The following is a 22,173-nucleotide window of genomic DNA, read 5'->3' as shown; positions in this document are numbered from 1 at the left end:
TTGTGGGTTCGAGCCCCACAGGGCCTACCAGCACTCGAGACCGCGACGGCTCCGCCGGCTGCGCTCCCCTTCGTGAGTGGGCGGGTCCCGATCCGCTCCGCGCGGATTCGCGGGCTCATCAGCGCCTCGCTACTCGACCACCAACCAGCAGGGCTTCGCAGGCTCAGCCCGCTCAGCGGTCGTGCGCGGCCGCCATGGCCCGCAGCTCCAGGCCGGGGTTGTTGCGCAGCACGGTCTGCAAGCGCCACTTGTCGACGAACAGCGCGAGGTGCTCGCCGTCGCGCCGCTCGAGCACCTCGACGCCGCTCATGCCGCCGAGGCGGTCGCGCTGGTCGGCGTCGACGAGGCGGGCGAGGCTGTAGCCCAGCGGCTCCAGGCGGACCGGGGCGTTGAACTCGGTCTGCAGCCGCGCTGCCACCACCTCGAACTGCATGGGGCCGACCGCGGCCAGCACGGGCGAGTGGTCGCCGCGCAGCTCCGAGCGCAGCACCTGGACCACGCCCTCCTCGTCGAGCTGCTCGATGCCCTTGCGGAACTGCTTCCACCGACCCGTGTCGGTGACGCTGACGGTGGCGAAGTGCTCGGGCGCGAACGCCTCGATCCGCGGGAATCGCACTGGGGTGCCGTCGTAGACGGTGTCGCCGACCCGCAGGGCGGAGGCGTTGACCAGGCCGATGATGTCGCCCGGGAACGCGGTCTCCACCGAGGTCCGCTCGCGGCCGAAGACCGCCTGGGCGTACTTGGTGGAGAACGGTCGGCCGGAGTCGGCGTGGGTGACGATCATGCCGCGCTCGAAGACCCCGGAGCAGACGCGTGCGTAGGCGAGGCGGTCGCGGTGCGAGGAGTCCATGCCGCTCTGCACCTTGAACACGAAGGCGCTGAAGTCGTCGTCCACCGCTCGGCGCCCACCCTCGACGTCGACCGTGGGGCCGGGGGGCGGGGCCAGCTCGATCAGCACGTCGAGCAGCTGCGCGACACCGAAGTTGAGCAGGGCCGAGGCGAACAGCACCGGGGTGGTCTCGCCGGCCAGGAACCTCTTCTGGTCGTGGTCGGCGCCGTCGGCCTCCAGCAGCTCGTGTCCCTCCAGCGCGTCGGCCCAGTCCACGCCCGCCGCGGCCAGCGCCGCGTCGGCGTCCAGGTGCTCCTCCGGGGCCCGCTTGGCACCGCCGGCGGTGCGCGAGTAGCGGATGAAGCGCCCCTGGCGCCGGTCGACGACGCCGTGGAAGTCGCCGGCCACCCCCACCGGCCAGGTGAGCGGCGTCGGCCGCAGTTTGATCTCCTGCTCGATGCTGTCCATCAGCTCGAAGGGGTCGCGGCCCGGCCGGTCCCACTTGTTGATGACCGTGATGACGGGGATGCCGCGGTGCGCGCACACCTGGAACAGCTTGAGCGTCTGCGGCTCCAGGCCCTTGGCGGCGTCGACGAGCATGACGGCGGCGTCCACCGCCGTCAGCACGCGGTAGGTGTCCTCGGAGAAGTCGGAGTGGCCCGGGGTGTCGACCAGGTTGACCACGTGGCCGTCGTACTCGAACTGCAGCGCGGCCGAGGTGATCGAGATGCCGCGCGCCTTCTCCATCTCCATCCAGTCCGAGACGGTGCCGCGACGGTTGCCCTTGCCGTGCACGGCTCCGGCCTCGGAGATCACGTGCGCGTGCAGCGCGAGCGCCTCGGTGAGGGTCGACTTGCCGGCGTCGGGGTGGCTGATGACGGCGAAGGTGCGGCGCGGTGTCGCGCCGGCGACGGCGGAGGAGGTGGACATCGTGCCGAGATTACCTCCGGAGGAGCCCCTCCCCGGCTTCGACGAGGGCCGCCCCACCAGCCCGTGGAGGCGTCTACGGGGTCTCGCGGCCCAGGATCTCGATGAACTCGTCGGCCATCTCGAGCTGGCGCACCAGCGCCGCCCGTCGCTCGAGCGCCTCCGCCCGCACCCCCGCGATCCGCTCCGTGGCCGTGGCCACCGCGGTGGCCGAGGCGTCGCCGTCGCGCAGCGTCTCGAGGTCGACGAGCGCCTCCTTCATCGCCTCGAGGCTGAACCCGAGGGGCTTCATCCGGCGCACCAGCAGGATCCGCTGCACGTCCTCCTCGGTGTAGAGGCGGAAGCCGCCCTCGCTGCGGCCGCTGGGCACGAGCAGCCCGACCTCCTCCCAGTGGCGCAGGGAGCGCAGGGAGAGCTCGGTGCGGGCGGCGACCTCGCCGATGTGCATGAAGTCGGTCATGCGGCGTGACTCCCCCCGGCGCGACGGTGGATTGCAACTCTACCCTTACGTGAGGTTAGGGTTGCGCGCATGTCCTCGCCCGATCCCGCACCCACGCCGGCACCGGACCACTCGGTGCGCGCGACCCTGCGCAACCCGACGGCACTGCGCACCGAGGTGCTCGCGGGTCTCGTCGTCGCCCTCGCCCTCATCCCCGAGGCCATCTCCTTCTCGATCATCGCGGGTGTGGACCCGCAGGTCGGGCTGTTCGCCTCGTTCACCATGGCCGTCTCGATCGCCTTCCTGGGCGGTCGCCCGGCCATGATCTCAGCCGCCACCGGCGCGATCGCCCTGGTGATCGCCCCGGTGATGCGCGAGCACGGCCTGGACTACCTGATCGCCACCGTGATCCTCGGTGGGCTGCTGCAGGTGGCGCTCGGCCTGGGCGGCTTCGGCCGGCTGATGCGCTTCATTCCGCGCTCGGTGATGGTGGGCTTCGTCAACGCGCTCGCGATCCTGATCTTCCTGGCCCAGGTGCCCTACCTGGTCGACGTGCCGTGGGCCGTGTACGCCATGGTCGCCGTCGGCATCGCGGTGATGGTCGGGCTCCCCCGCGTGACCACCGTGGTGCCCGCGCCCCTCGTGACGATCGTGGCGCTGACCGGCTTCACCGTCCTGGCCGCGATCAGCGTGCCCGACGTCGGCGACGAGGGCGAGCTGCCCGACAGCCTGCCCGCGCTGCTGCTGCCCGACGTGCCCCTGGACCTCGAGACCCTGCAGATCATCGCGCCCTACGCCGTCGCGACGGCGGTGGTGGGCCTGCTGGAGTCGCTGATGACGGCCAAGCTGGTCGACGACATCACCGACACGCGCTCCGACAAGACCCGCGAGTCCTGGGGCCAGGGGGCCGCGAACGTCATCACCGGCTTCTTCGGTGGCATGGGCGGCTGCGCGATGATCGGCCAGACGATGATCAACGTGAAGGTCTCCCGGGCCCGCACGCGGATCTCCACGTTCCTCGCCGGCGTCTTCCTGCTCGTCCTCGTGGTCGGGCTCGGCGACCTGGTCTCCATCATCCCGATGGCGGCGCTGGTCGCGGTGATGGTCATGGTCTCGGTCGGCACCTTCGACTGGCACTCCGTGCAGCCCTCGACGCTGCGACGCATGCCGAAGTCCGAGACCACCGTGATGGTGGCGACCGTGGCCGTCACCGTGGCCACCCACAACCTCGCCATCGGCGTCGTGGTCGGCGTGCTCGTGGCCATGACGCTCTTCGCCCGTCGCGTCGCCCACCTCACCCACGTGCGGCGCGAGGTCGTGACCGACCGGCTCGGCGCGCCCACCGCGGTCTACCACGTGACCGGCGAGCTGTTCTTCGCCTCGAGCAACGACCTCTACACGCAGTTCGCGTACACCGCGGACCCGGCGGGCGTCGTCGTCGACCTCACCGACTCCCACATCTGGGACGCCTCCACGGTCGCCGCGTTGGACGCCATCACCACCAAGCACGAGCGACTGGGCAAGACCGTCGAGATGATCGGTCTGGACGACGCGAGTGCCGAGCGGCACGAGCGCCTGACCGGACGGCTCCCGACGCACTGACGTCGGCCGGGGCGGACCCCGGACCCCGGGCACCTACGAGCTGCCGGTCCGCCTCGTCGTCGCTGCCGGGTGCTCGGGCGTGCACCGCTGTGTCGCGGCGCCCCGGTCCTCGTCCGCGGCATGCGTCACCACCAGGGCCCGGTGCTGCCGGGCCACCTGCATCGTCTCGTCACTCATCCGGCCGAAGATCACGGCCCACCCCCGTTTGTCGCTCGTCCTCGAAGCCAGCGCGCAACCCCTGACGAGCCCGACAGCCTCCCTGTCCCGGAGGCTGCGCACGTCTCGCCTGCGCCACTACCCCAACGCTGGACGGGGCACCCGCGTCACGCACCGCGTCCTGTGGTGTGGACCACCTGCAGTCGGCGCCCCGGAGCGTGTCCCGGTGCGTCACCGACGTGCTCCGCCAGCCTCATCCGCCCGCGTCGCCACCACGGTCGCGTCGGGGACCTCGTCGCGACGCCACCAGGTTGCCGAGGACCCCCAGGACGCTGCTGCCGTGGTGGCCGTCCTCGGCGTCGACCTCGGGCCGTGGGGTGAGCACGTTGCCGGGCCCGGGGGGCACGGGTCGGCGCAGGTCGGTGGCGCCCAGCGGGAAGACCGCTCCCACCAGGGCGTCGTAGAGGCGGGGCAGCCACTGGAAGGCCGCCACCAGGCCGTGGTTGAGCAGGCTCAGCTGCTCCGGGGCACGGGCGCCCTCGACACGCCGCAGCACCTGTCGCGCGGTGCGCGCGGCGCTCACGGCCGGCGGGGGCGGCCGCCCGGCCAGCCCGGCGTAGTTGGCCGCCTGGTCGTAGATCGGTGTGTCGACGCCACCGGGCGCGACGTAGAGCACCCGGACGCCGGGCAGGTCACGGTTCTCGATGCGCAGCTGGCGGGCCAGGGCACGCACGCCCCACTTGCTGACCACGTAGGCCGACATGGTCGGGACGGCGACGTGCCCGATGACCGAGCCCACGAGCAGCAGCGTGCCGGAGCGCTGGGCCCGCAGCTGCGGGACGACGTGGCGTGCGAGGTTGGCGGAACCCAGCAGGTTCGTGCGGAGGACCCCGTCGAACACCTCGACCGGCACCTCCTCGGTGCGGCCGTACGCCACCACTCCCGCGGCACTGACGACGACGTCGAGGCGGCCGTGCGTCGACACCACCTCCCGCACCATCGCACGCACCTGTCCGTCGTCGCCGACGTCGGCGCTGAGCGTGGTCACCGAGCAGCGCCCCGGCACTGCGCCGCGGCAGCAGCGAGCGCGCCGGCGTCACGGGCGACCAGCACCACGTGGTGTCCGGACGAGGCGCTCAGGCGCGCCACGGCACGGCCGATCCCGCTCGAGGCGCCGGTGACGACGACGACCTGCCCGCTCACGCGGTGCCGGGCAGCTCGTGGCCGCGAACGTCGGAGCATCCCTGGGCTCCGAGACCGAGCGGGCCCGGGCCGAGGCGCAGCCCGTCGTCGGCGTCCTCGAGGGACACGACGTCCGCGGCAGGGCCGGCGCGGTGGTGGGTGGGTGCCCGGTCGTGGAGTGTCATCGCCGCCAGTACCCTGCCCTCACCGGAGTCCTCCGTCAGCGCGGGCCGAGGTCGGGACCCGCCCAGCTGGACGGCGGATCGCTGCCGGGGGACGAGTCCTCGCCGGCCTGGTCGGCCGGCTCGTCGTCCGGGGTCACGGACCGTGGCGGACCCACCACCTCCGGGTGGCGGCCCGGGCCCACGTCACGAGGTCGGTCAACGTCCCCACCCCGACCGGCCCGCGCCACCGCGTAGGCCGGACGACGCAACCGGACGGCCCACGGGTAGGCCCCCAGCCCGGGGACCCGGTTGAGCACGGGGTCGAAGTCGACGGACTCCTCGGCCAGAGGATCCCCCAGGACAATCCTCGCGACCGGCCGCCAGGCGCCGGCCAGGCCGGCGGCCGCGACGACCACCAGCTCGTCGGGACCCGTCCGGCGTGCGCCCAGCACCAGCGGGCCGCGCACCGTCCTGAAGGGCATCAGGGTCGTCATGGGCGCGTCGTCGTGGCGGGTGGGCCGCAGCAGGTACCGCGAGACCGGCCCCTGCCCGGTGCTGGAGAACAGGAGGTCGCCGGGGTCGTCCCCGTCTCCCGGCCAGACCCGCAGCGCCAGGCCGGCGACGTCGGGCAGGAGCCGAGGCAGGCCGATGCTGCGCGAGAGGCGGACCAGTGCCGCTTCCTCGCCGGGCTCGTCCAGCCAGGACACCCCCCACCCCGGCCGGGGTCCGTACTGCCCCAGTCGCTCGACCCGGGCGAGCCGCAGCTCTCCGCGCGGGTGCAGGGGGCGCGGGGACGCGCGGACGACCGCCACCACGCGCACGACCGCGGCCAAGGCCAGCCCCACCGCGAGGGCGGCTCGGTCGACCAGTCCGGCGAGTCCCGCGCCGCTCGGCGAGGGGAGGATCCGCGGAGGTGCGTCGTCGCCGGTGCCGGAGTCGGGTTCCATCGACGTCAGTACCCGATCGGGCGTCGTCCGCGCGCCGTCGCCAGCACGCCCGCTGTCACGGGGTCGTGGCGCGTGCCGCGACCACCCAGAGGGCAGCCTGGGTGCGGCTGGACACCCCGATCTTGTGGTATCCGGTGCGGATGTAGGTCTTCACGGTGTTGATGCTGACGTGCAGCCGAGCAGTGATCTCGGCGTTGCTGAGTCCCTGGCCGATGAGCTCGAGGACCTGCGCCTCGCGCGGTCCGAGGCCGGCTTGCCCGACCAGTCCGACGCCGTCCGAGCCCGGTCCTACCGACTCCTGCTGGTCGGCGACGGGCTCGTCGGTGGGAAGACAGGAGCGCAGGGCCACCAGGCGGGCCACCAGGTCAGAAACGGGGAGGGAGAGGTCGAGCCGGTGACCGCCTCCCGGGGAAGCACCGTAGGCGGGCCCCCACCCGCAGAGCACGAGGCGCGGTCGAGACTGGTGGGAGCGCCACGGGTCGAGGCTCCTCGACCGGCCCCCGGCGTGCAGGACCAGGTCCACGTCGATCACCTCGCCGGCTTCGGCGTCGAGCAGGACCGCCGTGAGCGGGTGTTGCGAGAGCACTGCTTCCAGACCGTGGCTGGCGAGGTCGCACAGACCCACGAGCACCACGCGGGCGGGTCCCGCCACCACCCCGTCGACGTCGCTCAGGGTTTCGCTGCCCGGAGCGCCAGCCGTCGGGGGCCACACCCGGACCGGCGCCGGCGCGGGTGGGCCGGGCAACGACGGCAGGGTCTCGAGCACGCGCGCCAGTAGCCACTTCCGGCAGGTCCATCCCCCCTTCTCGCTGGGCGGACTCCCACGTGCCGGTGATGCATGGACGGCGGTCCCGCGGGCACTGACGGGCCCCACACGTTCCAGGAGGAACCGATGAGCCAACAGCACGACGACAGCACGACCACCGCAGCACGGGAGACCGCGGCCACCGCCGCCGAGGAGGGCAAGCACCTCGCCTCCTCGGCCGGCCAGCAGGCCGGCCAGGTCGCCCAGGAGGCCGCCGACCAGGCACGCGGCGTCGCCCGTGAGGCGCACTCCCAGGTGGCCGCCACGCTCGAGGACCAGACCCGCGCACAGCGTGACCGTCTCGCCGAGACCCTGCACACGGTCGGTCAGGACCTCGACCAGATGTCCCAGCAGTCCGACGGGCTCGCGGGTCGCGTGGCCGGCGAGGTCGCCCACCACTCCCGCACGGTCGGCTCCTACCTGGAGTCGCGCGAGCCGGGGCAGCTCCTCGGTGACGTGCGCTCCTTCGCCCGCGACCGACCCGGCACCTTCCTGCTGGGGGCGTTGGCCGCCGGGGTCGTCGTCGGCCGGCTGACCCGCGGGGTGGCCGAGGGCGTCGACGCCGCCACCAACGACGGCGGTGCGACCGGTCCGACCGGCACCACGGGCGCGCAGCCCACCGCCACAGGCACCGACACGGCGGCCGTGGCGCCGGTGCCCGGGCCCGGCGCCGCGCTGCCTCCGGCCTACGACGCGCCGCACGGTGCGCCCACGATGCCGCCGCCCTCGCTCCCGACGCAGGCGCCCATCACCCCCTCCACGGCGACCCCGACGCCGGGCGAGCCGCTGCCGGGCGGTGGTCTCCGGTGAGCCAGCAGCACCTCCCCGGCGCCACCGGAGACGCGGCCACGACACCGCCGCCCGAGGAGCGCAGCCTGTCCGACGTGCTCGGCGCCGTGGCCGAGGACCTGACCGACCTCTTCCGCACCGAGCTCGACCTGGCCAAGGCCGAGCTCAAGCAGGAGGCGGGGCGCGCCGGCAAGGGCGCCGGGATGCTCGGTGGTGCGGCCGTGGCCGGCCACCTGGTCCTGGCCCTGCTGTCGGTCGTCGTGATCGCGCTGCTCGACCTGGCGCTGCCGCTGTGGGCAGCAGCGCTGATCGTCACCGCCCTCTGGGCGGCCGTCGCCGCGGCGCTCGCGCTGCTCGGACGACGCGAGCTCCAGAGCAGCAACCCGCAGCTCCCCCGTACCCAGCAGTCCCTGCAATCCCTGAAGGAGAACGCACGATGAGCCAGAGCCCCGAGGAACTGTCCGAGCAGGCCGCCCGCCGGCGCGCCGAGCTGCGCACCGACCTGCAGGCCCTGCAGGAGAAGGTGAGCCCCTCGGCCGTCGTCGGCCGGCGCACCCGCGCGGCGAAGGAGCGCCTCGGCGGCGCCCGCGAGAAGGTCATGGGCTCCGCGTCGCGCACCGCCGACGCCGTCCCCGCACCCGGTGAGGCCGCCGGTCGGGCCGCCCAGGGGGCGCGCGAGGCCGCCGGCACCGGCGTCGACCGCGCCCACCAGCAGGTGCAGGGGTCACCCATCGCCGCCGGGCTCGTCGCCTTCGGCGCCGGGCTGCTGGCCGCCTCGCTGCTGCCGGCGACGCACCGCGAGGCGAAGGCCGGCGCAGCCGTCCTCGACGCCGTCCAGCAGCAGGGGCAGCCGGTGCTCGACGAGGCCAAGCAGGCTGCCGGCGAGCTCGGCGACCAGCTGCGTGTCCAGGCGACCGGCGCCGCGCAGGAGGTGGCCTCGACGGGCGCCGAGGCCGGTCAGCGTCTGCGCTCCGAGGCGGGTGACGCCGTCGGCACCGTGCGCGACCAGGCGCAGGAGGCCGCACCGGGCACCTCGACGTGAGCACCGGCGCCCACGTCGCGGAGGGCTCGGCCGGCGAGTCCGGGGCGTCCGACGCACCGGACTCCCCGAGCGAGCTCGACCGTCGCTCGTGGCGGCTGGTGGCCCGCACCACGGTGCACGAGTTCCTCGACGACCAGTGCACTGACCTCGCTGCCGCCCTCACCTACTACGCGGTGCTGGCGCTCTTCCCGGCCGTCATCGCGCTCACCTCGCTGCTCGGCCTCGTGGGCCAGGGCACCAGCTCGGTCGAGACCCTGCTGGAGGTGCTCGACGACGTCGGCGCCGGCTCGGTCGCCGAGGGGGTGCGCGAGCCGCTGCTCGCCGTGAGCAGCAGCGGCGCGGCCGGCTGGGCGTTCGTGCTCGGCCTGGCCGGCGCCCTGTGGTCGGCCAGCGGGTACGTCAACGCCTTCTCCCGGGCGATGAACCGCATCTACGAGATCCGCGAGGGGCGACCGGTCTGGAAGCTGCGCCCCGCCATGCTGGCCCTCACCGCAGGCCTGGTGCTGCTGGTGGCGCTCACGCTGCTGCTGCTCGTGGTCTCCGGGCCGGTGGCTTCGGCCATCGGCGGCCAGCTCGGCCTCGGCGACGGCGCCGTGCTCGCGTGGAACATCGCCAAGTGGCCGGTGCTGCTGGGCATCGTGGTGCTCGTCATCGCGCTGCTCTACTACCTGACGCCGAACATCCGGCAGCCCGCGTTCCGCTGGATCAGCGTGGGGGCAGTGCTCGCGCTCGTGGTCTGGGCCGTGGCCTCGGCCGGCTTCGGCCTCTACGTCGCCAACTTCTCCTCCTACGACCAGACCTACGGCGCGCTCGGTGGCGTCATCGCCTTCCTGCTGTGGCTGTGGATCACCAACGTGGCCTTGCTGCTGGGTGCCGAGCTGGACTCCGAGCTGGAGCGGGGCCGGGAACTGCAGTCCGGGCTCCCCGCCGAGGAGCAGCTGCAGCTGCCGCCCCGCGACGACCGCGGGATCCGCAAGCTCCGGGCCCGCGAGGCCGACCAGCGCGCGGAGGGCCGCGCCATCCGGCGCCGTGCCGCGCGCAGCACCTCGACCACCTCGACCGACGACGCACGATCCGAGATCGACGACGAAGGAGAATCCCGATGAAGGCAGTGACCTGGCAGGCACGCAACGACATGCAGGTGCGGGAGGTTCCCGACCCGACGCTCCAGGACCCCACGGACGTGCTGGTGGAGATCACCTCCACCGGCCTGTGCGGCTCGGACCTGCACCTCTACGACCCGCTGACGCCGTTCATGACCCCCGGCGACGTGGTGGGTCACGAGCCCATGGGCGTGGTGCGCGAGGTCGGCAGCGCCGTCACCACCCTGACCGCCGGTGACCGCGTGGTGGTGCCCTTCAACGTCAGCTGCGGCACGTGCTGGATGTGCACGCGTGGTCTGCAGAGCCAGTGCGAGACCACCCAGAACCGCGACCAGGGCACCGGCGCCGGGCTCTTCGGGTACAGCAAGCTCTACGGCCAGGTGCCGGGCGGCCAGGCGGAGCTGATGCGGGTGCCGTTCGGCGACCACCTGCCGATCCAGGTGCCGCACGGCCCGCCGGACGACCGGTTCCTGTTCCTCTCCGACGTCCTGCCCACCGCCTGGCAGGGCGTCGAGTACGCCGGTGTGCAGGCCGGCGACAGCCTGCTCGTCGTCGGCGCCGGCCCCATCGGCGACATGGCGGCGCGCATCGCGCTGCACCGCGGAGTGCGGGTGATCGTCGTCGACCGGGTGCCCGAGCGGCTCGAGCGCGTCGCTGCCCGCGGCGCCGAGATCATCGACGCCCGACAGACCGACGACGTGCCCGAGCAGGTGCGCCGGCTCACCGAGGGCCGCGGCACCGACGCCGTCATCGACGCCGTGGGCATGGAGGCCCACGGTTCCCCCGCGGCCGAGATGGCGCAGAAGTCGCTGCGCCTACTGCCCAAGCGACTGCAGGGCTGGGTGCTCTCCACCATGGGCGTCGACCGCATGGACGCGCTCTACGTGGCACTGGACTCCGTGCGTCGCGGCGGCACGGTCTCCATCTCCGGCGTGTACGGCGGAGCCGCAGACCCCATGCCGATGCTGCAGATGTTCGACAAGCAGCTGCAGGTGCGGATGGGCCAGGCCAACGTGCGCCGCTGGAGCGACGACATCCTCGCGCTGCTCGACACCGAGGAGGACGTGCTCGGAGTCGACGCCTTCGCCACCCACCACCTGCCCCTCGAGGACGCCCCCGAGGCCTACCGCCAGTTCCGCGACAAGGAGCAGGGCATGGTCAAGGCGGTCTTCACGCCGGGTACCGCCTCTCGCTGACCCCGCACACCCCGGCTCACCCGCACGAGCCCCGCGCCACCGCCACCCCCCACGGGGTGGCGGTGGCGTCGTGCGTGACGCCCACAGTCACCCCTGGGGGTGGGGGTCGCAGACCCGTGCCGGGGCACCCGCGGCTCGCGCCTTGACACCCACCGCCAAAGCGAGGACGGTCGAAGACATGCCCCTCAGCGGGGCACCGCGGCCGTCGGCCGCGCACTGTTCGCTGGAGACCACGGCGGATCCCACATCTTGGCGATCGCTCGGAGGTCAGCGCCATGACTCTTCCTACGTCCACCACCATCACGACGCACGCACCCACCGCACCGGGCTCCCCTGCCCCCGCGGCCCCACGGGCCCGCCGCGACGGCGACGCCGGCGTCACCCGCCAGCAGCGCTCCGACCGCACCCGCATCCTGCTCGAGCGCAGCACCCACGCCCACGGGGAGGAGCTCCGCCGCATCCTCGACGAGGTCGTCGTGCTCAACCGCGGCGTCGCCCGCTCGGTGGCCTCGCGCTACCTGGGCCGCGGCATCTCCAAGGAGGACCTCGAGCAGGTCGCCTGCGAGGCGCTGATCAAGGCGGTGCGCCGTTTCGACACCAGCACCGGCAACGACCTGCTCACCTACGCGGTGCCCACCATGCGCGGCGAGCTGCTGCGCCACTTCCGCGACTGCGGGTGGACGGTGCGTCCGCCGCGGCGCGTGCAGGAGCTGCAGCGCAAGCTCACCGTGGCCATCGAGCAGCTCGAGCAGCAGCTCGGTCGCGAGCCCACCGACCGTGAGGTCCAGGAGGCACTCGACGTCGACGACGCCGACTACCAGGAGGCCGTGGAGGCCTTCGGGTGCTTCCAGCCCACCTCGCTCGACCAGCCCGTCGCGGCCGACTCGTTCTCCAGCATGGGCGACTTCCTGCCCGACGAGCCGCAGGGCGACGCCGCCGCCGCGGTCGAGGCCCGGGTGGCGCTGCAGCCCCTGGTGCGTCGTCTGCCCGCGCGCGACCAGCGCATCCTGGAGCTGCGGTTCGTCGAGGACCTCACCCAGCGCGAGATCGGTCAGGAGCTGGGCGTCACCCAGATGCAGGTCTCCCGCCTGCTCGGGCGGATCATGGACCGGTTGCGCGACCAGCTCGACGGGACCGGCACGAGCAGCGGCCAGGCCGCGGCGATTCCCGCGGTCGAGGACCAGGAGCCGTCGGAGCTACCGCAGGCGGGGTAGGGCCGACGGCGAGGCCGGCACGGCGGCGTCCCCCGCACGAGGGGAGGCGCCGTAGAGCTCGTCGGCCTCGGCCACCAGCTCGTCGGCCAGCGTCCGCACCCGCGTGTTGGAGATGGACGAGTGCTGCTTGAGCAGCTCCACCGCTTCGTCGCGACCGACGCGCAGCCGCTCCATCAGCAGGCCGACGGCCTGGCCGATCACGGTGCGGCTGTCGACGGCCGAGGCCAGCTGGGCCTCCACCTGCAGGCGCTCGAGCACCATGGCCGCCTGGGTCGCGTGCAGCTCCGCGGCGCGCACCCACGGCTCCGCCGGGAGGCCGGTCACCGGGGCGCTCAGGTCGAGCGCGCCGAGCACGCGTCCGCCCACGACCAGCGGCGTGCAGAGCTGCGCGGCGACCGGGGCGGTGGCCCGGACGACCAGGGAGCGGGCCAGCCGCGGCCAGCGCGGGTCGCGGCGCGTGTCCGCCGTCTGGACCGTGCGGGCCTGGTCGAGCGCGAGCGCGAGCGGCCCCTGCTCCAGGTGCAGCTGGTAGGTCGCGAGCGCACGCGCCGTCTCGTCGCTGGCGGCGACGACGGCGCTCGCGCCGTCGGCATCTCCCACGACGAGGGCCGCCGACACGAAGCCGGGCACGGCGGAGGTGGCGGCGCGCACGACCTCCTCGCCGGCCTCCTCCAGTGAGCGGGTGGCTGCCAGCCGACGTGCGGCGTGCACGAGCGCGGTGACCAGGGCCAGGTCCAGGTCGGACATCGGGGGGCGTCTCCATCGAGCCAGAGGGAGGTCCCGGACGCCGAAAGAGGGTGTGCCAGGACCGTGGTCCAGCCCTCTCCTCAGGCCGAGCAGGAGGATAGCCGAGCCCGTCGCGCGCTCGGGCCCCACCCGCTGGGGTGAGGCTGCTCCCCGGGGGCCCGGGTACCAGCGCCACGTGACCGTGACCCAACGCCCGCCGGCTCCTGCCTCCACCCTGCTCGTCGCCTCGGTGCCCACGGGTCACGTCTACGTGCGCCACCTCGCCGACGACCGGGGCGACGTCGTCCGCCGGCTGCCGGACCCGGCCCCGCGCGGCAGCTCGGCCGGGACGGCCGCGGCGACGGGGGCCTGGTGGCCTCCGCGGGTGCTGGACCTGGACTGGGTGGCAGGCGCCGACGTCGACCTGGTGCACCTGCACTTCGGCTTCGACGCCGTCGACCCCGCCCACCTGGAGCGCTGGGTGGCGGCGCTGCGCCGCCGCGGCCTGCCGCTGGTGTTCACCGTGCACGACCTGCGCAACCCGCACCACGCCGACCGCTCCGCGCACGACCGCCAGCTCGACGTGCTGGTGCCGGCCGCCGACGCCCTGCTGACCCTGACGACGGGCGCGGCCGCCGAGATCGAGCGGCGCTGGGGCGTGCAGCCGGTCGTGGTGCCCCACCCGCACGTGGTGCCGCTGGCCACGCTGGCCGCCCGCGAGCAGAAGCCGGCCGCCCGCGAGGAGGACGACCGCCCGTTCACGGTCGGCGTCCACCTCAAGAGCCTGCGCGCCTCGATGGACCCCTGGCGGGTGCTCCCGGTGCTGGTGGAGACGGTGGCCTCGCTGCCGCACGCCGTGCTGCGCGTCGACGTGCACCACGACGTCATGGGCGCGACCGGCCCCCGGCACGACGCGGCGCTCACCGCCTGGCTGCGCGAGGAGGAGCGCGCCGGACTGCTGCAGCTGCACGTGCACGACTACTTCACCGACGAGCAGCTCTGGCGCTACCTCGCCGGGCTCGACCTCGCGGTGCTCCCCTACCGCTTCGGCACCCACTCCGGCTGGCTCGAGGCGTGCCGCGACCTCGGGACGACCGTCGCGGCGCCCACCTGCGGCTACTTCACCGACCAGGGGCCGGTGCTGGCCTACACCGCCGACGAGCACCACCTCGACGCCGCCTCGCTGCGTGCCGCCGTCGAGACCGCCCACCGCGACCGTCCTCGCCTCGGCGCCTCGCTGGACGAGCGGCTGCAGCAGCGGCGCGAGCTGGCGGCCCGGCATACCCAGGTGTACCGGGCCGTGCGGGAGGGCGCGTGAGCCCCGTGCCGGCCGTGACGGCCCGACCGCTGCGCGTGTGCCTGGTGGCGCACGCCCGCTACCCGGTGTGCGAGCCCTTCGCCGGTGGCCTGGAGGCGATGACCTTCCACCTGGCTGCCGAGCTCGTGCGGCGCGGGCACGAGGTCTCGCTGTTCGCCGCGCCGGGCTCGGACCCGGCGCTGGACGTGCGCGAGCTGCCCGTGGTCGGCCCCGCGCAGCCGCGCACGGCGCGCCTCGACACCGACGCGCCTCCCGGCGTCGAGATGCTGGAGCACCACGCCTACCTGGCACTCATGCTCGACCTGGCCGCCCACGGCAGCCGGCGCTTCGACGTCGTGCACAACAACTCCCTGCACCACCTGCCGGTCGCGATGGCGCCGGCGCTGGGCGACCTGCCGGTGATCACCACCCTGCACACCCCTCCGCTGTGGTGGCTGCGCTCGGCCATCGAGCTCGACGGCGGCCGCTCCCGCTTCGTGGCGGTCTCCGAGCACACCGCGCAGGCGTGGGCCTCCACCGTGCACTGCGAGGTGGTGCACAACGGCGTCGACCTCACGCGGTGGCCGGCCGGCGACGGCGGCGGGCCGGCGGTGTGGTCGGGGCGCATCACCCCCGAGAAGGCCCCGCACGAGGCCATCGACGCCGCCCGTCTGGCCGGGGTGCCGCTGGTGCTCGCCGGCCCCGTGATGGACGAGGACTACCACCGCCGGATGGTGGTGCCGCGGCTCGGCGGCTCGGTGCGGCACCTGGGCCACCTCGACCAGCAGGAGCTGGCGGGCCTGCTGGGCCGGGCCACCGTGGCGCTGGTGACCCCCGCCTGGGACGAGCCGTACGGCCTGGTGGCGGCCGAGGCGATGGCCTGCGGCACCCCCGTGGCGGCCTACGCGCGCGGCGCGCTGCCCGAGGTGCTCGACGACCGCTCCGGCCGGCTCGCCCGGCCCGGCGACCCCGCCGACCTGGCCCGGGCGCTGCTCGAGGCGCGCGAGCTGGACCGGGCCGGGGTGCGCGCCGCCGCCCACGAGCGCACCAGCCTGACCCGGATGGTCGACGACTACGAGCGCCTCTACCGCGGCGCCTGCCTGCAGGGGGTCGCCGCGTGATCGGCTGGTACGTGCACCACCAGGGTCACGGCCACCTGCACCGGGCCGGACGTGTCGCACTCGAGCTGGCCGCCCGCGGCGAGCCGGTCACCGGGCTCTCCTCGCTGCCGCGGCCGGTGGCCTGGCCGGGCGGCTGGCTGCAGCTGGCGCGCGACGACGAGGGCGGACCGCCCGAGGACCCCACCGCCCACGGTCGGCTGCACTGGGTGCCGCGCCGAGACGCAGGGCTCGCCCGTCGGCAGGCACAGGTCTCCGCCTGGATCGCCCGCGAGGCGCCGCGGGTGCTCGTGGTGGACACCTCGGTGGAGGTCGCGCTGCTGGCCCGGTTGCACGGCACCCCGACCGTCTCCGTGGTCCCTCCCGGCCGGCGCGAGGACGAGGCGCACCGGCTCGCGCTCGAGGTCGCCGACGCCGTCGTCGGCGCCTGGCCGCCGGGGTGGACCGAGCACCTGCTGCCGACGACGCCGCGGCACGTGCGCGACCGCGTGGACGCCGTCGGCGCCGTCGCCCGCTACGCGACGGCGGCCCCGACCTCCCCCCGGGAGCGGCGCCCCGGGCCGCCGCGCGCCGTGCTGCTCGCCGGCACCGGTGACGCCGGCCCCACGCCGGCCCAGGTGCAGGCGGCGGTGGCCGACGCACCCGGCTGGGAGTGGCAGCTGCTGGGTCGCGGGCTCGGCGGGTGGGTGGGCGACCCCTGGCCGCTGCTGCGCGACACCGACGTCGTGGTGACCCACGCCGGCCAGAACGCGCTCGCCGAGGTGGCGGCGGCCCGCCGTCCGGCCGTGGTGCTGCCCCGGGACCGCCCCTTCGCCGAGCAGCGCACCACCGGCGCCGCACTGGTGCGGCACGGGGGTCTGCCGGTGCTCGTGCGCGAGCGCTGGCCCGAGCAGGGGTGGTCGCAGCTGCTCGCGAGCGCCGCGGCGCTCGACGGCGCGGCCTGGCACGCCTGGAACGACGACGGGGGCGCCGAGCGGCTGGCGACGGTGGTGCAACGGGTCGCCGGCCCTCCCACGGCACCGGCACGATCGCCGTCGCACGCGCGCGCGGTGGAGCCCAGCCGGTGACGGCGCGGGTCGCCGTCGTGACGCCCGTGCGCGGGCGACGCGAGCACCTGCGCGCCCAGCGCGCCTCGCTGGCCGGCCAGCTGGGGCCCGACGCCGAGCACGTGGTCGTGCCCGTGGACGACCCCGAGCTGGCCGGCGAGCTGGCCCGCGGGTCCGGCGCCGGCACGGTCGTCAGCGCGGTGGACGGCCACCCGCTGGGACTGCCGGTCGCCGCGGCGCGGAACGCCGGTGCCGCGCTGGCGCTGGCGCGGGGCGCCGAGGTGCTGGTGTTCCTCGACGTCGACTGCCTGGCCGGGCCGGGTCTCGTGCCGGGCTACCGCCGGGCGGTCCAGGAGGCGCCCGAGGTCGTGTGGTCCGGGCCGGTCACCTACCTCGACCCGCCGCCCGCGGGCGGCTACCTCCTCGACGCTCTCGCGGCCCTGGACGCGCCCCACCCGGCCCGACCCGCGCCGGCCGCCGGCGAGCGTCTGCTCGGCGCGAGCCCCGAGCTGTTCTGGTCGCTCTCCTTCGCCTGCTCCGCGGCGGCCTGGGAGCGCACGGGCGGGTTCTGCGAGTCCTACGTGGGCTACGGCGGCGAGGACACCGACCTGGGTCAGCAGGTGGTGGCCGTGGGTCTCCAGCACGGCTGGCTGGGCGACGCCCGCGCGTACCACCAGTGGCACCCGGTCTCGCGGCCGCCGGTCGAGCACGTCGACGACATCGTGCGCAACGCCGCGCTCTTCCGCTCCCGGTGGGGCTGGACGCCGATGGGCGGGTGGCTGGAGCAGCTCGCCGGGCTGGGCCTGGTGCACCGCACCGACGACGGCGGCTGGGGTCGGACGCCGGCTCACACCGAGGTCGGGTCCGCCCCCGCCTCGGCGCCGGCGGACCCCGGCTCGGTGCTGCCGGGCTGAGCCCCGGCGGCCATGCCGCCCGGGTCGGCGACGACGTCGTCGATCACCTGCTCGGCCACCCTCGCCAGCTTGATGTTCTGCTCGCTGGAGTAGCGCTGCAGCACCGCGAACGCCTGCTGCAGGTCCAGCCCGTGCCGCGCCATCAAGATGCCCTGGGCGACGCCGATGTGGTGGCGGGTGTGCATCGCCGTGGCGAGCCCGGAGGTCACCCGCGCGGCGTTGAGGGCCAAGGTGGCGTGGGTGGTGTAGAGCATGGCCAGGTCCATGGCCTCGTCGTCGAAGCCCCCCTCCCGGCGGCCGTAGAGGTTGACGGCACCATGCAGGTCGTTGCCGGCCAGCAGCTGCACGCACACCAACGAGCCGACCCCCTGGCGCGCGGCCGCCGGAGTCCACCGGGGCCAGCGACTCTCCTGGTGCAGGTCGCGACTGCGCAGCAGACCGGCCTCGGTCGCCGCCTCCAGGCACGGCCCCTGCTTCGAGGAGTACTGCAGCAGGTCCAGCTGCTCGGCCAGCGTCGAGGTGGCGGCCAGCGTCTCGGCGCGACCTCCGCGACCGCGCACGGTCACCGAGGCGTCGTCGCAGTCCTCGATCAGCTCCACGGCCACCTCGCAGACCCGCTGCGGGGAGGCCACCTCCCCCGGCGTGCCCGAGAGGGCGGTCGCGGAGCGGGCCAGCGCCGCGATGGCGTCGTGCAGGTGCATGGAGTCCTCCTGCGTCGGGTGGTGCGCTGCGGCTGCACGCCACACTCCCAGAATCGGTCGGGGCTCTCCACACCCCGTCGCGCGCTACCGCGACGGGTGGGCGGGTGACCACTGCCGGCTCACAGCTCGGAGCCGGGGCTCCTGCGCGGTCGTGGGTCGGCGGAGGTCGGCCGCCGCGAGCCCTCGAGCCAGTGCTCGCAGGCGCTGACGGCCGAGGTGAGCCCGGCACTGAGGTGCGGCAGGCTCTCGAAGACCTGGACGGCGCCGGCGCCGAGCAGCTCGTCACGGCCGTAGCCGCCGCTGCACACCGCCAGGGTGGGGATGCCGGCGGCCGTGCCGGCCCGCACGTCCCAGACGGCGTCGCCGACCATGGCCGCGGCACCGGTGCCGAGCTCCTCGAGCGCCTGGGTCACGAGGTCGGGGTCGGGCTTGGACCCCTCCGCGTCCTCGCTGGTGAGCACCGCGTCGGCCAGCTCGTCGGCGTCCAGCAGCTCCATGGCCCGCGCGGCGTGGCGCGGGATGCCGGAGCTGGCCAGGCCCACCAGCAGGCCGGAGGCCCGCAGGTGCACGAGCAGCTCGCGCGCTCCCTCCAGCAGCCGGGGCTCCTCGAGCAGCCGGTCGTACTCCTGCTCCCAGCGCTCGCGCAGCTCCGGACCCCACTCCTGCTCGGCACGGGCGCCGGCCACGTGCTCGACCAGCTTGTCCCCGCCCATCCCGATCGCACGGTGCACGCGCCATGCCGGCACCTGCAGCGGCGTGTCCGCCAGGGCACGGGTCCAGGCCACCGTGTGGTGGTAGACGGAGTCCAGCAGGGTGCCGTCGACGTCGAGCACCACCGCACGCAGGGTGGTCATGCCCGCACCCCGCTCCGGTCGGTGGAGGTCCCGGGCAGCGTGGTGGCAGGCATCGCCGTCAGTACCCGTGACGGCCCCGCACACACCGTGGCACCCCACGGTCGGGTGCGCGCGGGAGCACCGCCGACCGGCCCGCATGCGGTGCGCGGCGGGGGTTACCGGCGGCTCCCACCCACCCCGTAGGAGACCCCGTGCGCCAGACGCAGCCCTCGCCCGACCCGACGGCGGGCCCCCGGTGACCCGCCAGGCGCTGTGGGGGGCGCACGGCCACCCGGCCGCCGCCACCGGCGACGACCCGGTGGACCTGCCCGGCACCAGCGACGTCGTCGTCGTGGGTGCCGGCATCACCGGTCTGGCCGCAGCCCTGCAGGTGGCTGCGACCGGCCGCTCGGTGACGGTGCTCGAGGCACGCCGTGCCGGCTCGGGCACGACCGGTCGCAGCACCGCCAAGCTCAGCGTCCTGCAGGGCACCCGGCTCTCCTCGATCGCCCGCCAGCACCCCGCCGACGTCGTCTCCTCCTACGTCGAGGCCAACCAGGCCGCCCAGCGCTGGCTGCTGGAGCTGTGCGAGCGCCTCGAGGTCCCGGTGCAGCGTCGCGCCGCCGTCACCTACGCCACCTCGAGCGCGGGCGCCCGGACGGTACGGCGCGAGCTGGAGGTGGCCCGCAGCGCGGGGCTCGCAGTGGACTGGATCGAGCGCGACGACGACCTGCCCTTCCCGATCACCGGCGCCGTCCGACTCCAGGACCAGGCGCAGGTCGACCCCGCGGCCCTCGTGACGGCGATGGTGCGCGAGGCGCGTGCCCTCGGGGTCCGGGTGGTGGAGGGGGTGCGCGTCACCCGGGTCGCGGGCCAGGACCCCGTCCGGGTCGTCAGCAGCGCCGGGGAGGTCGACGCCGACCTGGTCGTCGTCGCCACGGGGACCCCGATCCTCGACCGTGGCGCCTTCTTCGGCCGCCAGACTGCCCAGCGCTCCTACTCCGTCGCCTTCCGCACGCCGCTGCCCGCCGTCGCCGGCATGTACCTCGCGGCCGACCAGCCCTCCCGCTCGCTGCGCGACGTACCGGACCGCGCCGAGGGACCCGTGCTGCTGGTGGGCGGTGCGGGGCACCCCACGGGCCGTGTGCGCGAGCACGCCGTCCGGCTCGACGAGCTGCGCGCGTGGACGGCCGAGTGGTTCCCGGACGCCGAGGAGCTGGCCGCCTGGTCCGCGCAGGACTACGAGCCCGCCCGCCAGCTGCCCTTCGCCGGGCCCGTCCTGCCCGGGGCCGACCGGATCTGGGTGATGGGCGGCTTCGCCAAGTGGGGCATGACCAACGGACCCGCCGCGGCCATGGCGCTCGCGGGCCGGCTGGCCGGCGACGCACCGTCGTGGGCGGAGACGCTGCACCCCTGGCGCCTGCGTGAGCTGCGGGCCGCTCCGCAGCTGGTGCACGACAACGCCGCCGTCGGGTTCGAGATGGCCCGCGGGTGGATCCGCCCGTGGGCCGCCGGCCGGGGCCGGGTGTGCCCCCACCTGGGCGGCGTGGTGCGCTGGAACGACGCCGAGGAGTCCTGGGACTGCCCGCTGCACGGGTCACGGTTCGACCGCGCGGGCGCGGTGCTCGACGGCCCCGCCGTGCGTGATCTGCGCCGCCTTCCGGGGGCGCGCCCCGCCTGAGTGGTCGCCCACACGCCCCTCGGGCAGCTCCCCCGTCTTGACAACTCCAGTGCGCACGACCAATTCTTCCCTCAGCCTCGAGCAGCGGGGTCTCTCGCACGACCCCCTCAGGACCGATGGCCGACACTCCCCCTTCCCCCTCCCACGCACGCGCCCTCGCCCGGGCCGCCGCTGCGCTGGCCGAGAAGGTCGATCCGACGCTGACGACCGACCGCATCTGCGATCTCGCCGTCGAGCTGGTGCAGCCCTGCGCCCACGCCTCCATCTCGATCCGGGCGCGGCGCGGTCGACCGCAGACGCTCGCGGCCTCCTCGACGGTGGCCGAGCGGGTCGACGCCGCGCAGTACGAGCTGCAGCAGGGCCCCAACCTCACCGCGATCGACGAGAACCGCACGCTCGTGCTGCAGGACCTCGCCGAGGGCGACTGGCCCGCCTGGACCCAGCTCGCGCAGGAGTCGGGCATCCGCTCGCTGATGTGCGTGCGCCTGATCGGGGCTCGCCAGCAGACCATCGGCGCCATGACGCTGTACTCCGAGGACACCGGCGCCTGGGACGACGACACCTTCGAGCTGGCCAAGCTGTACGCCACCCACGCGGCGATCGCGATGAACCACGCCCAGGTGGCCGACGGGCTGCACACCGCGCTGGCCAGCCGCCACCTGATCGGCCTCGCCCAGGGCGTGCTGATGACGCGCCACCAGCTGACCGCGACGCAGGCGTTCGCCGTGCTGCAGAAGTACTCCAGCGAGAGCAACGTGAAGGTGTCCGAGGTGGCACGCGACATCGTGGCCGACCTGGACCCCACCTACGCCCCGCCCACCTGACCGCACCTGACCGCACCTGACCGCACCTGACCGTGGACGTGCCCGGACAGGCGGAAGCCCTCCGTGGCGCTGGGGGGCGGGGAGGAGGGCAACCGCCGACAGGTACCCCACGAGGACGCGCGCCACACCCTCACGGGTGAGATTCGCGACGACGTGTGGCTCACACCTCGAGAAGTCGGGTGCGCGCACTGAAAAGCACCCTCGCGGGGCACCGGGCGGGCGTGGACGAGGACCTGGACGTGCTGCTCCATCGTGCCGCCGAGGGCGACCGCCTCGCGTTCGCGGACTTCTACGACGCCACGTCCGCCTCGGCCTACCGCCTGGCCCTCACCGTCGCCGGTGACCCCACGGCCGCGGAGCAGGCGGTCGTGCGCGCCTACACCGCTGCGTGGCACCACTCCCCCGTGCGCACCCGGGGGGTCTCGCCCCACGGCTGGCTGCTCGGGCTCGTGCACGGGAGCGCCGGCGAGGCGCACGGCGCCGACCCCGACTCCACCGACGCCACCGACTCCGGGGACCGGGGTCGAGGACCCCGGGGACGGCTGCGGACCTCGCACGACGCCGGGTCGGCCACCCGACCCTCCCGTCGTCCGGGCTGGCGGATCCGGCGCCTGGCCTGACCGGGCCGGTGCCCTGGT

Annotated in this window: 24 protein-coding genes; 14 read left to right on the top strand and 10 right to left on the bottom strand. The window is 74.8% G+C overall.

Going from position 1 to position 22,173, the window contains the following annotated elements; all coding sequences use genetic code 11:
- Positions 1 to 172: 172 nt before the first annotated feature.
- Both ABD948_RS03210 and ABD948_RS03205 read right to left on the bottom strand, forming a co-directional pair.
- Positions 173 to 1,759 (bottom strand): peptide chain release factor 3, encoded by a 1,587-nt coding sequence (locus ABD948_RS03210; RefSeq protein WP_345262609.1) that lies wholly within the window; start codon positions 1,757 to 1,759, stop codon positions 173 to 175.
- Positions 1,760 to 1,832: 73 nt separating this feature from the next.
- Entirely contained in the window at positions 1,833 to 2,216 is a 384-nt protein-coding gene (locus ABD948_RS03205) for a MerR family transcriptional regulator (RefSeq protein ID WP_345262608.1), read from the bottom strand.
- A gap of 69 nt (positions 2,217 to 2,285) precedes the next feature.
- Between ABD948_RS03205 and ABD948_RS03200 the strand changes: the two genes are divergently transcribed.
- Positions 2,286 to 3,797 carry a SulP family inorganic anion transporter gene (locus ABD948_RS03200; protein WP_345262607.1) on the top strand — a complete coding sequence of 504 codons (1,512 nt, stop codon included), beginning with the start codon at positions 2,286 to 2,288 and terminating at the stop codon, positions 3,795 to 3,797.
- Between the two features lie 409 nt (positions 3,798 to 4,206).
- Here the strand turns inward: ABD948_RS03200 and ABD948_RS03195 are convergent, their stop codons facing one another.
- From ABD948_RS03195 to ABD948_RS03175, 5 genes are read right to left on the bottom strand one after another with little or no spacing between them, the layout of a single operon-like run.
- The gene (locus ABD948_RS03195; RefSeq protein WP_345262606.1) at positions 4,207 to 5,001 is read right to left on the bottom strand and encodes an SDR family NAD(P)-dependent oxidoreductase; all 795 of its coding nucleotides are present in this window, start codon (positions 4,999 to 5,001) and stop codon (positions 4,207 to 4,209) included.
- Positions 4,998 to 5,156: an SDR family NAD(P)-dependent oxidoreductase gene (locus ABD948_RS03190; RefSeq protein WP_345262605.1), complete on the bottom strand. Its 159-nt coding sequence runs from the start codon at positions 5,154 to 5,156 to the stop codon at positions 4,998 to 5,000. The genes ABD948_RS03195 and ABD948_RS03190 overlap by 4 nt, the downstream gene beginning before the upstream one ends.
- Positions 5,153 to 5,320 (bottom strand): hypothetical protein, encoded by a 168-nt coding sequence (locus ABD948_RS03185; RefSeq protein ID WP_345262604.1) that lies wholly within the window; start codon positions 5,318 to 5,320, stop codon positions 5,153 to 5,155. The genes ABD948_RS03190 and ABD948_RS03185 overlap by 4 nt, the downstream gene beginning before the upstream one ends.
- Before the next feature lie 35 nt (positions 5,321 to 5,355).
- On the bottom strand, positions 5,356 to 6,246 hold the full coding sequence (locus tag ABD948_RS03180; RefSeq protein ID WP_345262603.1) for a hypothetical protein: 891 nt from the start codon (positions 6,244 to 6,246) through the stop codon (positions 5,356 to 5,358).
- Between the two features lie 55 nt (positions 6,247 to 6,301).
- Complete coding sequence (locus tag ABD948_RS03175; protein ID WP_345262602.1) at positions 6,302 to 7,012, bottom strand: helix-turn-helix transcriptional regulator; 711 nt, start codon at positions 7,010 to 7,012, stop codon at positions 6,302 to 6,304.
- A gap of 126 nt (positions 7,013 to 7,138) precedes the next feature.
- On the opposite strand from ABD948_RS03175, the gene ABD948_RS03170 reads away from it, so the two are divergent.
- The 6 genes from ABD948_RS03170 (at position 7,139) to ABD948_RS03145 (ending at position 12,395) form a co-directional block, all read left to right on the top strand.
- Positions 7,139 to 7,861, top strand: a complete 723-nt coding sequence (locus ABD948_RS03170) for a hypothetical protein (protein WP_345262601.1) — start codon at positions 7,139 to 7,141, stop codon at positions 7,859 to 7,861.
- The gene (locus ABD948_RS03165; RefSeq protein WP_345262600.1) at positions 7,858 to 8,280 is read left to right on the top strand and encodes a phage holin family protein; all 423 of its coding nucleotides are present in this window, start codon (positions 7,858 to 7,860) and stop codon (positions 8,278 to 8,280) included. The genes ABD948_RS03170 and ABD948_RS03165 overlap by 4 nt, the downstream gene beginning before the upstream one ends.
- Positions 8,277 to 8,882 carry a DUF3618 domain-containing protein gene (locus ABD948_RS03160; RefSeq protein WP_345262599.1) on the top strand — a complete coding sequence of 202 codons (606 nt, stop codon included), beginning with the start codon at positions 8,277 to 8,279 and terminating at the stop codon, positions 8,880 to 8,882. Before ABD948_RS03165 ends, ABD948_RS03160 begins: the two co-directional genes overlap by 4 nt.
- Positions 8,879 to 9,988: a YihY/virulence factor BrkB family protein gene (locus ABD948_RS03155; protein ID WP_345262598.1), complete on the top strand. Its 1,110-nt coding sequence runs from the start codon at positions 8,879 to 8,881 to the stop codon at positions 9,986 to 9,988. The genes ABD948_RS03160 and ABD948_RS03155 overlap by 4 nt, the downstream gene beginning before the upstream one ends.
- Positions 9,985 to 11,181: an alcohol dehydrogenase catalytic domain-containing protein gene (locus tag ABD948_RS03150; protein ID WP_345262597.1), complete on the top strand. Its 1,197-nt coding sequence runs from the start codon at positions 9,985 to 9,987 to the stop codon at positions 11,179 to 11,181. Before ABD948_RS03155 ends, ABD948_RS03150 begins: the two co-directional genes overlap by 4 nt.
- A gap of 275 nt (positions 11,182 to 11,456) precedes the next feature.
- Positions 11,457 to 12,395, top strand: a complete 939-nt coding sequence (locus ABD948_RS03145; protein ID WP_345262596.1) for a sigma-70 family RNA polymerase sigma factor — start codon at positions 11,457 to 11,459, stop codon at positions 12,393 to 12,395.
- Here ABD948_RS03145 and ABD948_RS03140 read toward each other — a convergent pair.
- Complete coding sequence (locus tag ABD948_RS03140) at positions 12,378 to 13,142, bottom strand: GAF and ANTAR domain-containing protein (protein WP_345262595.1); 765 nt, start codon at positions 13,140 to 13,142, stop codon at positions 12,378 to 12,380. The two genes, ABD948_RS03145 and ABD948_RS03140, sit on opposite strands and share 18 nt — an antisense overlap.
- Positions 13,143 to 13,317: 175 nt before the next feature.
- On the opposite strand from ABD948_RS03140, the gene ABD948_RS03135 reads away from it, so the two are divergent.
- From ABD948_RS03135 to ABD948_RS03120, 4 genes are read left to right on the top strand one after another with little or no spacing between them, the layout of a single operon-like run.
- Positions 13,318 to 14,439 carry a glycosyltransferase family protein gene (locus ABD948_RS03135; RefSeq protein WP_345262594.1) on the top strand — a complete coding sequence of 374 codons (1,122 nt, stop codon included), beginning with the start codon at positions 13,318 to 13,320 and terminating at the stop codon, positions 14,437 to 14,439.
- Entirely contained in the window at positions 14,436 to 15,539 is a 1,104-nt protein-coding gene (locus ABD948_RS03130; RefSeq protein WP_345262593.1) for a glycosyltransferase family 4 protein, read from the top strand. Before ABD948_RS03135 ends, ABD948_RS03130 begins: the two co-directional genes overlap by 4 nt.
- A complete protein-coding gene (locus ABD948_RS03125) occupies positions 15,536 to 16,603 on the top strand; it encodes a glycosyltransferase (protein ID WP_345262592.1) in 1,068 nt (355 codons plus the stop codon). The genes ABD948_RS03130 and ABD948_RS03125 overlap by 4 nt, the downstream gene beginning before the upstream one ends.
- Complete coding sequence (locus ABD948_RS03120) at positions 16,600 to 17,496, top strand: glycosyltransferase family 2 protein (RefSeq protein WP_345262591.1); 897 nt, start codon at positions 16,600 to 16,602, stop codon at positions 17,494 to 17,496. Before ABD948_RS03125 ends, ABD948_RS03120 begins: the two co-directional genes overlap by 4 nt.
- Here ABD948_RS03120 and ABD948_RS03115 read toward each other — a convergent pair.
- Positions 17,430 to 18,197, bottom strand: coding sequence for a GAF and ANTAR domain-containing protein (locus ABD948_RS03115; protein WP_345262590.1), 768 nt, complete (start codon positions 18,195 to 18,197; stop codon positions 17,430 to 17,432). The two genes, ABD948_RS03120 and ABD948_RS03115, sit on opposite strands and share 67 nt — an antisense overlap.
- A 119-nt stretch (positions 18,198 to 18,316) precedes the next feature.
- Positions 18,317 to 19,051 carry an HAD family hydrolase gene (locus tag ABD948_RS03110; protein WP_345262589.1) on the bottom strand — a complete coding sequence of 245 codons (735 nt, stop codon included), beginning with the start codon at positions 19,049 to 19,051 and terminating at the stop codon, positions 18,317 to 18,319.
- A 235-nt stretch (positions 19,052 to 19,286) separates the two neighbouring features.
- Here ABD948_RS03110 and ABD948_RS03105 point away from each other — a divergent pair, with 235 nt between their 5' ends.
- From ABD948_RS03105 to ABD948_RS03095, 3 genes are all read left to right on the top strand, one after another.
- Positions 19,287 to 20,711: an FAD-dependent oxidoreductase gene (locus tag ABD948_RS03105; RefSeq protein ID WP_345262588.1), complete on the top strand. Its 1,425-nt coding sequence runs from the start codon at positions 19,287 to 19,289 to the stop codon at positions 20,709 to 20,711.
- A 116-nt stretch (positions 20,712 to 20,827) separates the two neighbouring features.
- The gene (locus ABD948_RS03100; protein WP_345262587.1) at positions 20,828 to 21,535 is read left to right on the top strand and encodes a GAF and ANTAR domain-containing protein; all 708 of its coding nucleotides are present in this window, start codon (positions 20,828 to 20,830) and stop codon (positions 21,533 to 21,535) included.
- 221 nt (positions 21,536 to 21,756) lie between these two features.
- Positions 21,757 to 22,155, top strand: a complete 399-nt coding sequence (locus ABD948_RS03095) for a sigma-70 family RNA polymerase sigma factor (RefSeq protein ID WP_345262586.1) — start codon at positions 21,757 to 21,759, stop codon at positions 22,153 to 22,155.
- Positions 22,156 to 22,173 lie beyond the last annotated feature (18 nt).

The sequence above is a fragment of the Nocardioides nanhaiensis genome (assembly GCF_039542785.1).
GTDB classification, from domain to species: domain Bacteria; phylum Actinomycetota; class Actinomycetes; order Propionibacteriales; family Nocardioidaceae; genus Nocardioides; species Nocardioides nanhaiensis.
This window is presented reverse-complemented; position numbering and strand designations above follow the sequence as displayed.

Excerpts from the sequence above, each read along its gene's own strand:
- ABD948_RS03160 (WP_345262599.1), top strand. The coding sequence starts at position 8,277 with ATGAGCCAGAGCCCCGAGGAACTGTCCGAGCAGGCCGCCCGCCGGCGC.
- ABD948_RS03100 (WP_345262587.1), top strand. The coding sequence starts at position 20,828 with ATGGCCGACACTCCCCCTTCCCCCTCCCACGCACGCGCCCTCGCCCGG.
- ABD948_RS03205 (WP_345262608.1), bottom strand. The coding sequence starts at position 2,216 with ATGACCGACTTCATGCACATCGGCGAGGTCGCCGCCCGCACCGAGCTC.
- ABD948_RS03150 (WP_345262597.1), top strand. The coding sequence starts at position 9,985 with ATGAAGGCAGTGACCTGGCAGGCACGCAACGACATGCAGGTGCGGGAG.
- ABD948_RS03180 (WP_345262603.1), bottom strand. The coding sequence starts at position 6,246 with ATGGAACCCGACTCCGGCACCGGCGACGACGCACCTCCGCGGATCCTC.
- ABD948_RS03200 (WP_345262607.1), top strand. The coding sequence starts at position 2,286 with ATGTCCTCGCCCGATCCCGCACCCACGCCGGCACCGGACCACTCGGTG.
- ABD948_RS03140 (WP_345262595.1), bottom strand. The coding sequence starts at position 13,142 with ATGTCCGACCTGGACCTGGCCCTGGTCACCGCGCTCGTGCACGCCGCA.
- ABD948_RS03110 (WP_345262589.1), bottom strand. The coding sequence starts at position 19,051 with ATGACCACCCTGCGTGCGGTGGTGCTCGACGTCGACGGCACCCTGCTG.
- ABD948_RS03210 (WP_345262609.1), bottom strand. The coding sequence starts at position 1,759 with ATGTCCACCTCCTCCGCCGTCGCCGGCGCGACACCGCGCCGCACCTTC.
- ABD948_RS03170 (WP_345262601.1), top strand. The coding sequence starts at position 7,139 with ATGAGCCAACAGCACGACGACAGCACGACCACCGCAGCACGGGAGACC.
- ABD948_RS03115 (WP_345262590.1), bottom strand. The coding sequence starts at position 18,197 with ATGCACCTGCACGACGCCATCGCGGCGCTGGCCCGCTCCGCGACCGCC.
- ABD948_RS03185 (WP_345262604.1), bottom strand. The coding sequence starts at position 5,320 with ATGACACTCCACGACCGGGCACCCACCCACCACCGCGCCGGCCCTGCC.
- ABD948_RS03145 (WP_345262596.1), top strand. The coding sequence starts at position 11,457 with ATGACTCTTCCTACGTCCACCACCATCACGACGCACGCACCCACCGCA.